Genomic DNA, 14,817 nt, shown 5'->3' on the forward strand with positions numbered 1-14,817 from the left:
ATGCACTTTGATATAAAAGATTTAAAATTATTCCTTGCTATCAGTGAAGAAGGGAGCTTAACACGTGGAGCGGAAAAAACTTACATGTCTGCCGCATCTGGTAGCGTGCGTATACGTAATCTTGAACAGAGTATCAATCTGAGATTGCTGTATCGTAGTAGCAAGGGGATAACGTTATCCTCTGCTGGTGAAACATTTAAACACCACGCCAGCCTTATTGTGAATCAGATGGAAATGTTACGTAGCGATATGCAGGAGCATGTTAAAGGCATCAAAGGACATGTCAGAATATTTTCCAGTATAACTGCTATTGCAGAGTATCTCCCCCCATTGTTGAGCCATTTCCTTACACTATATAACGATGTGAATATTGATTTCAGGGAGTATCCAAGTCCGGAAATTGTACGTTCTGTTATTGAGGGGAAAACTGATCTCGGAATTGTTGCTGGTAAAATTACAACAGATAATCTTGAAATACTGCCGTTCCGTACTGATAGGCTAGTGCTTATCACCGCGACAGACCATCCCTTTGCTGACAGAAAAAGCGTGACCTTTCATGAATTAATTCAATATGAACAAATCAGCCTGCCTGAAGGGACAGGAATGTTTGAATTTATCCGAAAAAAGGCAGAACTAGTACCATCTAAACTGAAAATTAGAATACAGGTCGGCAACTTTGAAACATTTTGCCGTATGGTTGAAGCAAAAGTGGGCATTGGTATAATGCCTCACTCTGCTGCATCCCGTTTGCGTCAGTTGCATGAATTTTCGATTATTGATCTTGATGAATTTTGGTCATTAAGAAAATTACAAATCTGCGCCAGAAGCTTTGACAAATTACCCGGCTTCACACAAAAACTGGTTACTATGCTCACAGCTCAGACTGAGTGATAGCGTTACATCCCTGTATAATTTGGTCCGTTGCCACCTTCAGGCGTAGTCCAGGTTATATTTTGTTTAGGATCTTTAATGTCACAAACTTTACAGTGAATACAGTTCTGTGAATTTATTTGCAGACGCATGTTTTGTGTTTCACTATCCTGTAAAAATTCATATACTCCGGCAGGGCAATATCGTTCTTCGGGGCCACCATAAATATCCAGATTAATGGATATAGGGATATTCTGATCACTGATTTTCAAATGTACTGGCTGGTCGTCATCATGCCAGGTGTTACTGAGATAGACGGATGACAAAATATCAAACGTCAGTTTACCGTCAGGTTTGTCGTACAGTTTTTTCTGGCTTTTGTTGGCCGGTTGCAGAGTGATATTGTCCGGTCGGTTATTTTTTACACGCCAGGGGATTTTTTTTATACCCATTCGGGGAAGCAGCCAATGCTCAATGCCAGTCATGATAAAACCTATCACACGCCCTTTTTTAAACCAGGGTTTGAAATTACTACCATTTTCCAGTTCCTGCCAAAGCCAGCTCTGTCGCAGTAATGTTTGATATTCTGTCAGTATGTCGTTTTTCCTGTTGTCCAGCAAAGCATTAAATATAGCGTCAGCCGCTATCATGCCACTTTTGATAGCTGTATGGATGCCCTTGATTCTACTTGCATTGAGCGTACCGGCATTACAACCAATCAGCAGACCACCAGGTAAACAGGGATCAGGCATAGACGCAATCCCGCCGTTATTGATTGCTCTTGCGCCATAACCAATACGCTTACCCCGGTCAATGTATTTGCGTATAGAAGGGTGTGTTTTCAGGCGCTGCATTTCCTGAAAAGGGCTTAACCAGGGATTTGAATAATCAAGTCCCACAACCAAACCTAGTGCAATTTTATTATCATTAAGATGATAGAGAAACCCACCCCCGAACGACTCTTTATCCAGAGGCCAACCTGTGGTGTGAATTACAAGCCCCGGATGGGACTGGTCTGATGGAACCTCCCACAACTCTTTTATGCCTATGCTAAAACTCTGGGGTGCTTTGCCTGTATCAAGATGAAATTTTTTGATCAGTTCTTTAGCCAGACTACCGCGGGCCCCTTCGGCAAAAATTGTATATTTTGCCAGAATTTCTATTCCACTCTGGAACCCCTCTTTCTTGCTGCCATCCCGATGACGTCCCATATCACCAGTTACTACACCGATAATGTTAGTATCCTGATCATACAGTATCTCAGTTGCCGAAAAGCCTGCATAAATATCCACGCCTGACGTTTCTGCCTGACCGGCGAGCCATTTAATGAGATTACCGAGGCTTACGATAAAGTTTCCATGGTTGCGAAAATTATCAGGAATCAATGCATCCGGCAAATTAATACATTTTTCATTCGTCAGTAACAGTAATTTATCCTGAGTAACAGGCTGTTTAATGGGTGCGCCTCTTTCCTGCCAATCAGGAATTAGTTCATTCAGCGCTCGGGGATCCATGACTGCCCCACTGAGAATATGAGAACCAGGCTCAGCTCCTTTATCAAGGACGATAATGGACAGTTCTTTTCCTGCGTCATTTGCCTGTAATTTAAGTTTAAGAGCTGCAGATAATCCGGCGGGTCCTGCTCCCACAATAAGAACATCACATTCTATTGTCTCACGTGATTGCTGGGTATTAGAAAGTGTATCGTTCATTATTAACTCCTTAATTTTTCAGCACCGTAGGAACAGCTATATTATGTAAATAAAATTGCATTCATATTGTAACCAATGAAATAAATATCATAGTGATAAAACAGATGAAATGGTATAGGAATGTTCAACCTTAGAAAAAGGTGCCTATAAGACTATATAGCCAGTTATCAACTATTAAAAAAATGTCGGTGATGATGAAGCATTCCATAACATTTATATTTAGCTTTCTCCCTCAGATGAAAAATAATATACACAAATCATTTTTAAGCCGTTCATCATAATTGCAGGAAAAGTCCCTATTTTCTTGGCATTCTATTATAGTTACCCGCGAGAAATAATCAGCCAACTGTCGGGTACAGAAGGGAGTGGCAATGACATGTTCAATCGAGACTATAATGACTCCGGACAGAGGTAACTGTTTCATAATATTTTTCCAATTGATTTGACATCAGAATGAACGTGGCATCTCCAGCACATGCTCAGCGATATAGCTCAGGATCAGGTTGGTAGATATGGGAGCAACCTGATATAAACGTGTTTCTCTAAACTTTCGTTCGATATCATACTCACAGGCAAAACCATATCCACCATGAAATTGCAGGCAGGCATTGGCTGCTTCCCAGCTGGCTTTCGCAGCAAGGTATTTCGCCATATTAGCCTGTGCTCCACAATCAAGATGCTGATCAAAAAGCTCGCACGCTTTAAAACGCATCAGATTAGCCGCTTCCACTGCAATAAATGCTTCTGCAATAGGAAACTGCACCCCCTGGTTCTGACCAATGGGACGACCAAAAACCTCACGCTCGCAGGTATAGCGGGTAACACGATCCATAAACCAATATCCATCGCCTATACATTCTGCCGCAATCAAGGTACGCTCTGCATTTAAACCATCAAGTATGTAATGAAAACCCATACCCTCTTCACCAATAAGATTTTCTTCGGGAATTTCCAGGTTGTCAAAAAAGAGCTCGTTGGTTTCATGATTGACCATATTGGGAATAGGTCGTACTGTCATTCCATTTTTCATAGCTTCTTTAATATCAACCATGAAAATAGACATCCCTTCGGATTTACGTTTTACATTTGCAAGCGGAGTAGTTCGAACCAGAAGAATCATCCAGTCTGAATGTTGAACACGTGAAATCCAGACTTTTTGTCCGTTTATCACATACCGGTCTTCTCTTTTTACAGCTGTAGTTTTAATTCTGGTGGTATCTGTACCTGCTGTGGGTTCTGTGACGCCCATCGACTGCAGGCGCCATTCACCAGTAGCTATCCGTGGCAGCCAGAATTCTTTCTGTTTATCGGATCCATGACGTAACAACGTATTCATGTTATACATCTGACCATGGCAGGCTCCAGAGTTTCCACCCGATCTATTGATCTCTTCCATGATAATAGATGCTTCAGTTAAACCAAGCCCTGACCCTCCAAATTCCTCCGGGATGAGCGCAGCCAGCCAACCAGCTTTGGTTAGTTTATTAACAAACTCTTCAGGATAGGCTTTTGCTTCATCTATCTTACGGTGATATTTATCATCAAATTCACTACATAATGAACGAACCGCATCACGAATATCCTGATATTTATCCTTTTCAATACTTTTCATAATTTTTTCCTCAATAAACCAGCGCCAACAGGGGGTAGAAAATGACCTTTTATCGGATGACCATCAGCAGATAGATCTGACTGGCGGTCGACAGGAAGAAAATAGAGCCAGTGCCATAATTCTGGCAGAACGCCCCCCTCTTTAAAGATTTTGATGTCTTTATCCAGAGTGGCGGCCAGCAGCTTAGCGGGACCGGGGTTAAGATAATCGGTGTTGCGCAGAATGCCAGGCTGCCAAATTTGAATATCAGTATATTGCATAAAAGTTACCTTTAAGGAGGAAAAAATATGATTTATAATTTATCGATAAGTTCAGGTACAGCTTTGAAAATATCAGCTACCAAACCATAATCCGCAATAGAAAAGATAGGAGCGTCAGGATCCTTATTAATAGCGACAATGACGCCTGACTCTTTCATCCCGGCAAGATGTTGTATGGCGCCAGAAATTCCCAGAGCAATATAAAGTTGAGGCGCAACGATTTTTCCGGTCTGGCCAATCTGATAATCATTTGGTGCATAACCAGCATCTACAGCAGCCCGGCTTGCCCCCACGGCAGCGCCTAATTTATCTGCCAGGTTATCAACAAGTTCTTTGAATGCCTGTGCACTTCCTACTCCTCGTCCACCTGATACTACAACTCTGGCGGATTGTAAGTCTGGACGGTTACTTTTATTAACATGTTGGCTAATAAATTTTACCTGATCTGAACCAAGAACAACCTCTGTAAATTCAATGGGGGCTTTTCCCTCATCTTCCGCAACCGCAGCCGCAGCCGCAAATGAGGTAGGACGAACAGTTATCACTTTATATTCATCATCACTGTGTACTGTGGCAATAGCGTTACCCGCATAGATTGGACGTTCAAAGGTATGTTGATCAATGACACGCGTAATATCACTAATCTGAGATACATCAAGTTTTGCTGCTAAGCGTGGCGCACAGTTTTTTCCAAAAGAGCTTGCAGGAAAAAGAATGGACTGATAATGATTTTTCCCACTATTCAAAAAATAGCTGATCTGTTTTTCCACATTCTCTGCCAGAAGGTGTTCGAATAGTGGGCTGTCAGCAACAAATACAGTGGATATCCCCTGAATATGACTGGCTTTAACTGCAATACTTTCTATACCATATCCTAACATAAGTATATCTATATCACTATTAATGGCTTTTGCCGCAGTGATAGTACTGAGTGTTGAAGGTAAAAGAGTATTGCCGTTATGTTCAGCAATAACTAAAGAAGCCATATTTTTCTCCTTAAATTACTTTTTCTTCGTTTTTTAATTTATCTAGCAGCGTGTTAATATCTGGAACGATTATGCCTGCTTTCCTTCTTGCTGGCTCATCAACTTTAATAATAGTCAATCTGGATGACGGGTTAATACCAAGTGAATCGAAATCTATCTCCTTAACAGGTTTCTTTTTGGCTTTAATAACATTCGGCAAGCTGATATTCCTCGGTGTATTCAGACGTAGATCTGTAGTGAGTACTGCAGGCAGGGATAAATTTAACGTTTCTAATCCTCCATCAACCTCACGAACAGCAGTTAATGAATTATCAGAAATAGTAATTTCACTAACATTAGTGGCTTGGGGAAGATCGAGTAATGCTGCCAGCATTTGGCCTACCTGATTACAATCATCGTCAATAGCTTGCTTGCCTAATAATATAATATCGGGTTTTTCATTCCGGGTAATAGCGGTGATAGTTTTGGCCACAATTAGTGGTGTAAGAGAGTTTTTTGTTAATATGTGTATTGCCCTGTCTGCCCCTGCTGCCAGTGCTGTACGCAATACATCCCCTACACCTGTGTTTCCTATAGACACTACAACAACCTCACTGATTAATCCCCGTTCTTTTAAACGTACTGCTTCTTCAACTGCAATTTCATCAAATGGATTGATACTGAGTTTTGAATCAGAAATATCAACATCAGAATGATCTTGCTTTATTCTAATTCTAACGTTATGATCGACAACTTGTTTTACACAAACTAAAGCTTTCATTGGTGACTCCTTCATATATTTACTAAATGCTATGAGCCAAAATCCTTTTTGCTTTTTCCAGTAACGGTTTATCCACCATTTGCCCTTCATGACTAAACGCTCCATGGGGATATTGAGCCAGTCGCATAATCTGGGGAACCCACTCGATTTCTTGTTTTAAATAGCTGAATGCTCTGTTTACATGTGAAATTTGTGGAGGGTGAATACATACCTTGCCACTGAACCCCATTTTACAGGAGTGAATAGCATTTTGTATTGTCAACTCGTTTTTCATAAATTCAGTTGTGATACCGTCAACAGAAGGATATGATCCAGCCAGGCGTGAAGTTATTACAATTTTTGCACGTACAGCAATCAGTACTTTTTCATCATTACTCATGAAATTCAGAGCATTTTCTCTGGCAATTATTTTTTTCTCAGATGACACCGCATTTTCTAAATCAAGGATTACGCTATCAGCACAACTGCTATTTGCTTTTTCAAATCGTTCAGGTTGGTCCCCCGTAACGAAAAGAAAAAACCGTTCTAACGTTTGCATTCTCGTCTCTCATTTGAATGGAGCATCTGATAATTCAATATATCTTAAAAAAATAATTTTCTGAATTAGCTTTTATCTAACCCCCCATTAAAATTGGTTCAGGTTCGCTGATAACAGAAAGAAACATGTAATTTATTGTTACAATAACAAAGATAAAAATAAAATTTAATTATTTGATATAAATAACGTTTCAGAATAGTAAACGGCCGACATTCCGTACCTGTTTCAGGAGTGAATTCGACTATACCGTTCCCTAAGAACATCAACGATTGTCTGGTGAACCGAATTTAGTCACCTTTGGCGGAGAACAGGCTGGCATATAGGAGAGCATGACAACCCGGGTCATTCCCTCCGTGATTTTTTAGTAACACGCTGAAAAAGTATCTGAAACTTCATTCTGCAAGTGAGACTTTCCCCGAAGTCGATCGATACGTTTTATCTTGTGCCTGACCGATGCTACTCCTGACAAATCACGCCCAATACTGAATAAGTGTAAGAGATGCACCGTTAATCACTACACTGGTAGCCTCAATCAGAGATTGACGGCGGTAAAGGTAGTATATTTTTAAAGGATTTTTGGCATAATGAACGAGCAGGCATAGTGATGATTTCCTTGAAAGTGTTAGCGCAATCAATTAGATCACATAACACTATGCCTGTCCTGGTTTGCTGGGGATTCCTCAGGAGTCGCCTCCCCCTTATTCAGACCTGTGTAAGCGGTGAATGTGCTTTCAGACTCTGAATACTCAGCGTCAAAGTTGTCAGACAGTTTTCAAGTTTATCTGCGTTGACGGCAATAAAGGTCGGACAATCATGGTGTCCGCTCATTAAACAAACGGCGGCGGCTGCAAGCGCGCCTTCGGCACGGCGCAGCGCGTTCCACTCTTCCTGATCGAGATGCAGTCCCTGCCGTAAAGCGTGATCGTGGAGCTCGCGATTCAGTTCAAAAAAATTGTCACGCAGAGTGTCACTTTCGCTGACTGACATATACCCCTTCGCTTTTCGCAATTGCAGATAAGCGGCAAGATCGATACGCGCGTTTATCAGCTTGTTGAGAAGATCGGTTCTCAGTCTGTCAACGACCATACCTTTTTTCCTCCTCTTTTCTACCAGGGTTCAACTTAATAGTATGGTCGTTTTTTAGACAAAGGGGTGTCAGAGATCAAGAATTTTCTTAGAATTGCCCTTTTTCACCTTTTGCTGACAACCACAACGGTTGATGCCGCCGCTCCTGATGAGATTGCGATACAATTTTTGTTCGGATATCTGTAGAATCCTTGCCCTGACCATTCCAATAAATGAACACTTTTTAAGCTATGAGTAATGTAACCCACCAGCCAAAGATCGGCTTCGTTTCCCTGGGCTGTCCGAAAAACCTCGTTGATTCGGAACGCATCCTGACTGAGCTGCGTACCGAAGGCTATGACGTTGTGCCACGCTATGACGATGCGGATATGGTTATCGTTAATACCTGTGGCTTTATTGACAGCGCGGTACAAGAGTCGCTGGAAGCCATTGGCGAAGCGCTGAACGAAAACGGTAAGGTAATCGTCACCGGCTGCCTGGGCGCAAAAGAAGATCAGATCCGCGAAGTGCATCCGAAAGTACTGGAAATCACCGGGCCGCATAGCTATGAGCAAGTTCTGCAGCACGTACATCATTACGTACCGAAGCCGAAGCACAATCCATTTTTAAGCCTCGTACCGGAACAGGGTGTAAAACTGACGCCGCGCCATTATGCGTATCTGAAAATTTCTGAAGGCTGTAATCACCGCTGCACGTTCTGCATCATCCCGTCGATGCGCGGGGATCTGGTCAGCCGTCCGATTGGCGACGTATTAAGCGAAGCGAAACGTCTGGTTGATGCCGGGGTCAAAGAGATTCTGGTGATTTCGCAAGATACCTCCGCCTACGGCGTAGATGTGAAGCACCGCACCGGATTCCATAATGGCGAACCGGTGAAAACCAGTATGGTGAGCCTGTGCGAACAGTTATCAAAACTGGGCGTCTGGACACGTCTGCACTACGTCTACCCCTACCCACACGTTGATGATGTGATTCCGCTAATGGCGGAAGGCAAAATCCTGCCCTATCTGGACATTCCGCTGCAACATGCCAGCCCGCGGATTCTTAAACTGATGAAACGTCCTGGTTCCGTTGACCGCCAGCTGGCGCGCATTAAGCAGTGGCGCGAAATCTGCCCGGAACTGACCCTACGCTCCACCTTTATTGTTGGCTTCCCCGGCGAAACGGAAGAAGACTTCCAGATGCTGCTCGACTTCCTGAAAGAGGCGCGCCTCGATCGTGTAGGCTGCTTCAAGTACAGCCCGGTGGAAGGCGCAGGCGCGAATGAGCTGCCGGATCAGGTGCCGGAAGAGGTGAAAGAAGAGCGCTGGAACCGCTTTATGCAACTGCAACAGCAAATCTCCGCTGAGCGCTTGCAGGAAAAAGTGGGCCGCGAAATTCTGGTGATCGTCGATGAGGTTGACGAAGAAGGCGCTATCGGGCGTAGCATGGCGGATGCGCCGGAAATTGACGGCGCGGTCTATTTGAACGGCGAAACCAACGTCAAGCCGGGCGATATCGTGCGCGTGAAAGTGGAAAACGCCGACGAATATGATTTGTGGGGCAGTCGGGTTTAACGCCACCTCCCCCGGCGCGGGTGTCGGATGTGTTACCCCACCTGGCGAGCCCGTTCCAGGCCCGCCAGGCGTCAACGCCACCGGGCTGGCTTACCCCTTAATCTTCGGGTCCAGCGCATCGCGCAACCCGTCGCCTAACAGGTTAAACGCCAGCACAGTCAGGAAAATCGCCACCGCCGGGAAGAGCGCTACGTGCGGCGCGATGACCATATCCGCCCGCGCTTCATTGAGCATCGCTCCCCACTCCGGCGTTGGCGGCTGCGCGCCTAATCCGAGAAATGACAGGCTTGCCGCGGAAATAATTGACGTACCGATACGCATCGTAAAGAAAACCACAATTGACGAGACCGTTCCCGGCAAGATATGGCTAAACAAAATCGTCGTGTCGCTGGCGCCGATACTGCGGGCAGACTCAATAAACGTCTGCTGTTTTAAGACCAGGGTATTTCCGCGCACCAAACGTGCAAACGCCGGAATAGAGAAAATCGCCACCGCAACGATCACATTAGCAATACCGCTGCCTAACACCGCCACAACGGCAATCGCCAGCAAAATGCCGGGGAAGGCGAACAGCACATCGCAAATGCGCATAATGAAACGATCCCACCAGCCTTCATAATATCCCGCCAGCAATCCCAACACCGTGCCGATTATCGCGCCGATAAATACCGCGAACACGCCCGCCGCCAGTGAGATCTGCGCCCCAACGAGAACCCGGCTAAAGATGTCTCTTCCCAGCGAGTCAACGCCAAACCAGTGCTGCAAAGAGGGGCCATTGTTCAGGCTATCGTAGTCAAAATAGTTTTCCGCATCGTAGGGCGTCAGCCAGCGGGCAAAAATCGCCACCAGAATTAACGCCAGTACGAATCCCCCGGCGACCAACGCGACATGCTGGCGGCGAAAACGACGCCAGAACTCCCGCCATGGCGTGCGTATCTGGTCGGGTTTTACCACCGGCATAGCATGTAAAATCGCCTGACGGCGCCAGTTAAATAATCGCATCCTTACTTATACCTGATAGCCGGATTAATGGCGGCATAGAGGACATCCACCACTAAGTTGATAAGAATAAATTCCAGAGAAAACAGCAGCACTTCCGCCTGAATCACGGGGTAGTCGCGCATGTCGACCGAGTCGACCAGTAATCGCCCAAGCCCCGGCCAGTTAAACACTTTTTCGACGACGATCGATCCGCCAAGCAGAAAGCCAAATTGCAGTCCCATCATGGTGACGACCGGGATCATCGCATTGCGCAGGCCATGTTTTAACACCACCCACGTTTCACTGACGCCTTTCGCCCGCGCGGTCCTCATGTAATCCTCGCTCAGGACATCGACAAACGAGGAGCGCGTAAAACGCGCCATGACTGATGCCACCGCCGCGCCAAGCGTCAGGGAGGGTAAAATATAATGTTGCCAGCTATCCGCCCCCACGGTCGGTAGCCAGCCCAGATCCACGGAAAAAATCTGCATTAACAACATTCCCAGCGCAAAAGCCGGGAAAGAAATGCCGGTCACGGCAAGCGTCATTCCTAACCGGTCAGGCCAGCGATTACGCCACACGGCGGCGGCGATGCCGATCGCCATGCCAAACAGAACCGCCCATATCATACTGGTTATCGTCAGCCACAGCGTCGGCAAAAAGCGGCTGGCGATCTCCTCAGAAACCGGGCGGCGGGAAACCATTGACGTACCGAAATCGCCTTGTAAAACATGGGTGATGTAACGCCAAAACTGGACATGAAGCGGCTGATCAAGCCCCAGCTGCTGACGAACCAGCGCGATCACCTGCGCGTCGGCTTCTGGTCCGGCTATCAGCCGCGCCGGGTCGCCGGGCAACAAATGAACAAATAAAAACACCAACACTGCCACAATCAACAGCGTAGGAATTAATCCCAGCAGGCGCTTGAGAACATAGTTAAGCATCACACGAACCTTTTACCGGATGGCGGACAACGCGCGCGCCATCCAGCCCCATCGCATTACTTACTTCAAATCCGCATCGTCAAAGCTGAAACCGGTATCCGGCATAATCCAGAAACCGGTCAAATTTTTACTGTGCGCAGAAACCAATTTCTCCACCACCAACGGTATCCAGGGCGACTCTTTCCAGATAATATCCTGCGCCTCTTTGTATAATCGTGTTTTCTCCTGCGGATCGTTGGTCTTTAAGGCCGCCGCCAAATCGCTGTCGACCTGCTTGTTGCTGTAAAAAGCGGTATTAAACTGCGTCGGCGGCCAGTTTTGTGATGCGAAGAGCGGCGATAACGCCCAGTCAGCTTCGCCCGTCGACGCCGACCAGCCGGTATAGAACATTCGCACGCCGCTCTCTTTTTGCCCTTTGCCCTCAACTTCCGCGGCGCGCTGGCCAGCGTCCATCGCGGTTATCCGGGCTTTAATGCCAATCTGCGCCAGTTGCTGTTGGGTAAACTGCAACACTTTTTGCGCGGTGCTATGGTTGTGCGATGACCACAGCGTGGTACTGAAACCGTCTGGATACCCCGCCTCTTTCAACAGTTCGCGCGCTTTAGCCGGATCATAGGGCCACGGCTGATAGCTTTGCGCATAGGCTATCGACGGCGGCACCACGCCCGTCGCCGGCGTGGCGTATCCGGCAAACGCCACTTTAACCAGCGCCTGACGATTGATAGCGTAATTCAACGCCTCACGCACCTTAGGATTATCAAACGGCTTCTGCGTCACATTCATACTGATATAACGCTGCATAATGGACGGGCTGGCGACCAGTTCGAGGTTTTTATTTTTCGCCAGTAACGCGGCCTGCTCATAAGGGATAGGAAAAGCAAATTGCGCTTCGCCGGTTTGCAGCATCGCCGCGCGGGTATTGTTGTCAGTAACCGGACGCCAGGTAATAGAATCCAGCTTGGGTAAGCCCTGCTGCCAGTAACCGGCGAACTTTTTCACTTTGACAAAGTCGGTCTGATTCCAGGTTTCAAGCTGGTATGGACCGGTACCGACCGGATGAAAACCAATATCCTTGCCATATTTTTCCAGCGCTTGCGGCGAGATCATCGCCGTCGCCGGGTGCGCCAGAATATTAATGAAAGCAGAGAACGGCTGTTTCAGGGTAATTTTTACCGTTGCCGGGTCGACAACCTCCGTTTTTGCGATATTTTTATACAGGTTATAACGCTTGAGGTGGTTATCCGGATTGCTGGCGCGATCGAGATTCGCTTTCACCGCCGCCGCATCAAAATCCGCGCCGTCCTGAAATTTCACCCCCTGCCGTAGGGTAATGGTGTAGGTCAGACCGTCATCAGAAACGGTATAGCCTTTCGCCAGGACGTTTTTTACCTTCATGTCTTTATCCAGGCCAAACAGCCCCTGATAAAATGACTTCGCCACCGCCTGCGAGAGTGTATCGTTGGCGTCATACGGATCGAGCGTGGTGAAATTAGACCCTACCGCCACCACCACATCTTTGGCCGCCAGGGCCGGAAAAGCCGCAATGGATGAGGCCAGTCCCAGCGCCACCAGCCATTTATGCGTAATAAATTGCGTCATGTTGTTCTCCTGAAACCCTGCCAGTCTGAATGTTATAAGCGCGAGAGCGCATTATCCTGCAGCGGCCGCGCAACATAATGTCCCGGCCCGATCAACTGTAATGAAACGGCGGGCGTCTCTTCGCCACGTTTATGAATATTGCTGGGTATATCATCTGATAGCAGAACGCGCCGCGGCCGGTGTCTGGAAGGATCGGCAACCGGCACCGCCGCCATCAATTTACGCGTATAAGGATGCTGCGGATTTTCAAAAACGGCGCGCCGCGGCCCCATCTCAACAATTTGACCAAGATACATCACCGCCACGCGATGGCTAATTCGCTCCACGACCGCCATATCATGCGAAATAAACAGGTAGGCGATCCCCATTTCCCGTTGTAAATCGAGCAATAAATTAATGATCTGCCCGCGAACGGAAACATCCAGCGCGGAGACCGCCTCATCGGCAATAATCACTTTAGGATTCAATGCCAGCGCGCGAGCTATGCAGATGCGCTGACGTTGACCGCCGGAAAACTCATGCGGATAACGCCAGGCATGTTCAGGACGTAATCCGACACGCTCAAGCAACCAGGCCACGCGCTTTGCCGCAGCGTCCCCCTGCCCCAGGCCATGAATCCGTAAAGGTTCCATAATGGAATACCCCACGGTCTGGCGCGGGTCGAGCGAGGCGTAAGGGTCCTGGAAAATACACTGAATATCGCGGCGCAACGGCTGGAGTTTGCCCGCAGACAGCGAGTCAATGCGCTGGCCGTTAAAGATAATCTCCCCCTGCCGGGATTCAACCAACCGCAGCAACGCGCGTCCGGTCGTCGATTTTCCGCTACCGGACTCGCCCACCAGCGATAACGTTTCGCCGGGCCAGAGATCGAAACTGATATTCTCAACGGCATGAACTTCACGCGTAACGCGGTTAAAGAGACCGCTACGCAGCGGGAATCGCGTCACCAGCCCCCGAACCTGGAGAATAGGTTCGCCTTCCACCACCGTGTCTTGCTCAATCTGCGATTCATAAAGGGCCGGTTCGTCAGCGGAAATCAACGGGAAACGGCGTGGCAGCGAGTGGCCGCGCATCGCGCCAAGCTGAGGGACGGCGGCCAGCAACGTTTGGGTATAAGGATGCGTCGGCGCATGGAAAATCTGCTCTACGCTGCCGGTTTCCACGGCCTCGCCTTGATACATCACCAGCACGCGATCGGCAATATCCGCCACGACGCCCATGTCGTGGGTGATAAAAATCACGCCCATCGACATCTCTTGCTGCAACACTTTGATAAGTTGCAGAATTTGCGCCTGGATAGTGACATCCAGCGCCGTGGTGGGTTCATCGGCAATCAATACCGCCGGACGGCAGGATAGCGCCATCGCGATCATGACTCGCTGGCGCATCCCGCCGGAAAGCTGATGCGGATAACGCGATAAAATCGCCTGCGACTCCGGGATCCGTACCTGATCGAGCATACGTTTCGCTTCCGCCAGCGCCTCTTCGTGGCTGGCCCCCTGATGCAAACGAATAGATTCGGCAATTTGCTCGCCAACGGTAAATACCGGGTTGAGCGAGGTCATTGGCTCCTGGAAAATCATGGCGATATCCGCGCCGCGCACACGCCGCATCTGCGCGTCACTCTGCTCAGACAACTCAATCACCTGGCGATTACGCCGACGCAACAGCATTTCGCCGCAGCGCACGTTCGCGCCCGACTGCTCAATCAGCCGCATTAACGCCAGCGCCGTCACCGATTTTCCCGATCCCGACTCGCCGACAATCGCCAGAGTCTCTCCACGCTTCAGGCGTAATGACACATTACGCACGGCGTCTATCTGTTGCCCTTCGTGGTGAAACGCGATATTCAGGCCACTGACGGACAGAACATCGCGGCTATCCAGTTCATCGCTGTGCGGCACCTGCGGCTC

Annotated in this window: 13 protein-coding genes and 1 pseudogene; 2 read left to right on the forward strand and 12 right to left on the reverse strand. The window is 47.7% G+C overall.

Annotated elements, in window-relative coordinates; genetic code table 11:
• The gene (locus LDB27_RS14110) at positions 1-891 is read left to right on the forward strand and encodes a LysR family transcriptional regulator (RefSeq protein WP_000545331.1); all 891 of its coding nucleotides are present in this window, start codon (positions 1-3) and stop codon (positions 889-891) included.
• 5 nt (positions 892-896) lie between these two features.
• On the opposite strand, the gene LDB27_RS14115 is transcribed toward LDB27_RS14110, so the two are convergent.
• The 8 genes and pseudogenes from LDB27_RS14115 to bssR all read right to left on the reverse strand — a co-directional run bounded on the left by LDB27_RS14115 (position 897) and on the right by bssR (position 7,824).
• Positions 897-2,582, reverse strand: a complete 1,686-nt coding sequence (locus tag LDB27_RS14115) for an electron transfer flavoprotein-ubiquinone oxidoreductase (RefSeq protein ID WP_001000306.1) — start codon at positions 2,580-2,582, stop codon at positions 897-899.
• Between the two features lie 448 nt (positions 2,583-3,030).
• Positions 3,031-4,194, reverse strand: coding sequence for an acyl-CoA dehydrogenase family protein (locus tag LDB27_RS14120; protein ID WP_000835387.1), 1,164 nt, complete (start codon positions 4,192-4,194; stop codon positions 3,031-3,033).
• The gene (locus LDB27_RS14125; protein ID WP_001528824.1) at positions 4,191-4,454 is read right to left on the reverse strand and encodes a hypothetical protein; all 264 of its coding nucleotides are present in this window, start codon (positions 4,452-4,454) and stop codon (positions 4,191-4,193) included. Before LDB27_RS14125 ends, LDB27_RS14120 begins: the two co-directional genes overlap by 4 nt.
• Before the next feature lie 32 nt (positions 4,455-4,486).
• Positions 4,487-5,440: an electron transfer flavoprotein subunit alpha/FixB family protein gene (locus LDB27_RS14130; RefSeq protein ID WP_000157772.1), complete on the reverse strand. Its 954-nt coding sequence runs from the start codon at positions 5,438-5,440 to the stop codon at positions 4,487-4,489.
• A 10-nt stretch (positions 5,441-5,450) separates the two neighbouring features.
• Positions 5,451-6,200 (reverse strand): electron transfer flavoprotein subunit beta/FixA family protein, encoded by a 750-nt coding sequence (locus LDB27_RS14135; protein ID WP_001523061.1) that lies wholly within the window; start codon positions 6,198-6,200, stop codon positions 5,451-5,453.
• Positions 6,201-6,222: 22 nt separating this feature from the next.
• Entirely contained in the window at positions 6,223-6,738 is a 516-nt protein-coding gene (locus LDB27_RS14140) for a CoA ester lyase (RefSeq protein WP_001521476.1), read from the reverse strand.
• Positions 6,739-7,063: 325 nt separating this feature from the next.
• Positions 7,064-7,338, reverse strand: a pseudogene (locus LDB27_RS14145) (IS4 family transposase); the annotation flags it as partial.
• 102 nt (positions 7,339-7,440) lie between these two features.
• A complete protein-coding gene (gene bssR / locus LDB27_RS14150; RefSeq protein ID WP_000259651.1) occupies positions 7,441-7,824 on the reverse strand; it encodes a biofilm formation regulator BssR in 384 nt (127 codons plus the stop codon).
• A gap of 230 nt (positions 7,825-8,054) precedes the next feature.
• On the opposite strand from bssR, the gene rimO reads away from it, so the two are divergent.
• On the forward strand, positions 8,055-9,380 hold the full coding sequence (rimO, locus tag LDB27_RS14155; RefSeq protein WP_000073317.1) for a 30S ribosomal protein S12 methylthiotransferase RimO: 1,326 nt from the start codon (positions 8,055-8,057) through the stop codon (positions 9,378-9,380).
• A 90-nt stretch (positions 9,381-9,470) separates the two neighbouring features.
• Here the strand turns inward: rimO and gsiD are convergent, their stop codons facing one another.
• The 4 genes from gsiD to gsiA are packed head-to-tail and all read right to left on the reverse strand — an operon-like array spanning position 9,471 to position 14,808.
• Complete coding sequence (gene gsiD / locus LDB27_RS14160) at positions 9,471-10,382, reverse strand: glutathione ABC transporter permease GsiD (protein ID WP_001236024.1); 912 nt, start codon at positions 10,380-10,382, stop codon at positions 9,471-9,473.
• A 2-nt stretch (positions 10,383-10,384) separates the two neighbouring features.
• The gene (gene gsiC / locus LDB27_RS14165; RefSeq protein ID WP_000936067.1) at positions 10,385-11,305 is read right to left on the reverse strand and encodes a glutathione ABC transporter permease GsiC; all 921 of its coding nucleotides are present in this window, start codon (positions 11,303-11,305) and stop codon (positions 10,385-10,387) included.
• 60 nt (positions 11,306-11,365) lie between these two features.
• Positions 11,366-12,904 (reverse strand): glutathione ABC transporter substrate-binding protein GsiB, encoded by a 1,539-nt coding sequence (gsiB, locus tag LDB27_RS14170; protein ID WP_000191447.1) that lies wholly within the window; start codon positions 12,902-12,904, stop codon positions 11,366-11,368.
• Positions 12,905-12,936: 32 nt separating this feature from the next.
• Complete coding sequence (gene gsiA, locus LDB27_RS14175) at positions 12,937-14,808, reverse strand: glutathione ABC transporter ATP-binding protein GsiA (protein WP_001120573.1); 1,872 nt, start codon at positions 14,806-14,808, stop codon at positions 12,937-12,939.
• Between the last annotated feature and the right edge of the window lie 9 nt (positions 14,809-14,817).

This window comes from Salmonella sp. JXY0409-18 (assembly GCF_020268625.1).
Taxonomy (GTDB): Bacteria; Pseudomonadota; Gammaproteobacteria; order Enterobacterales; family Enterobacteriaceae; genus Salmonella; species Salmonella enterica.

Excerpts from the sequence above, each read along its gene's own strand:
- LDB27_RS14110 (WP_000545331.1), top strand. The coding sequence starts at position 1 with ATGCACTTTGATATAAAAGATTTAAAATTATTCCTTGCTATCAGTGAA.
- LDB27_RS14115 (WP_001000306.1), bottom strand. The coding sequence starts at position 2,582 with ATGAACGATACACTTTCTAATACCCAGCAATCACGTGAGACAATAGAA.
- LDB27_RS14120 (WP_000835387.1), bottom strand. The coding sequence starts at position 4,194 with ATGAAAAGTATTGAAAAGGATAAATATCAGGATATTCGTGATGCGGTT.
- LDB27_RS14125 (WP_001528824.1), bottom strand. The coding sequence starts at position 4,454 with ATGCAATATACTGATATTCAAATTTGGCAGCCTGGCATTCTGCGCAAC.
- LDB27_RS14130 (WP_000157772.1), bottom strand. The coding sequence starts at position 5,440 with ATGGCTTCTTTAGTTATTGCTGAACATAACGGCAATACTCTTTTACCT.
- LDB27_RS14135 (WP_001523061.1), bottom strand. The coding sequence starts at position 6,200 with ATGAAAGCTTTAGTTTGTGTAAAACAAGTTGTCGATCATAACGTTAGA.
- LDB27_RS14140 (WP_001521476.1), bottom strand. The coding sequence starts at position 6,738 with ATGCAAACGTTAGAACGGTTTTTTCTTTTCGTTACGGGGGACCAACCT.
- bssR (WP_000259651.1), bottom strand. The coding sequence starts at position 7,824 with ATGGTCGTTGACAGACTGAGAACCGATCTTCTCAACAAGCTGATAAAC.
- rimO (WP_000073317.1), top strand. The coding sequence starts at position 8,055 with ATGAGTAATGTAACCCACCAGCCAAAGATCGGCTTCGTTTCCCTGGGC.
- gsiD (WP_001236024.1), bottom strand. The coding sequence starts at position 10,382 with ATGCGATTATTTAACTGGCGCCGTCAGGCGATTTTACATGCTATGCCG.
- gsiC (WP_000936067.1), bottom strand. The coding sequence starts at position 11,305 with ATGCTTAACTATGTTCTCAAGCGCCTGCTGGGATTAATTCCTACGCTG.
- gsiB (WP_000191447.1), bottom strand. The coding sequence starts at position 12,904 with ATGACGCAATTTATTACGCATAAATGGCTGGTGGCGCTGGGACTGGCC.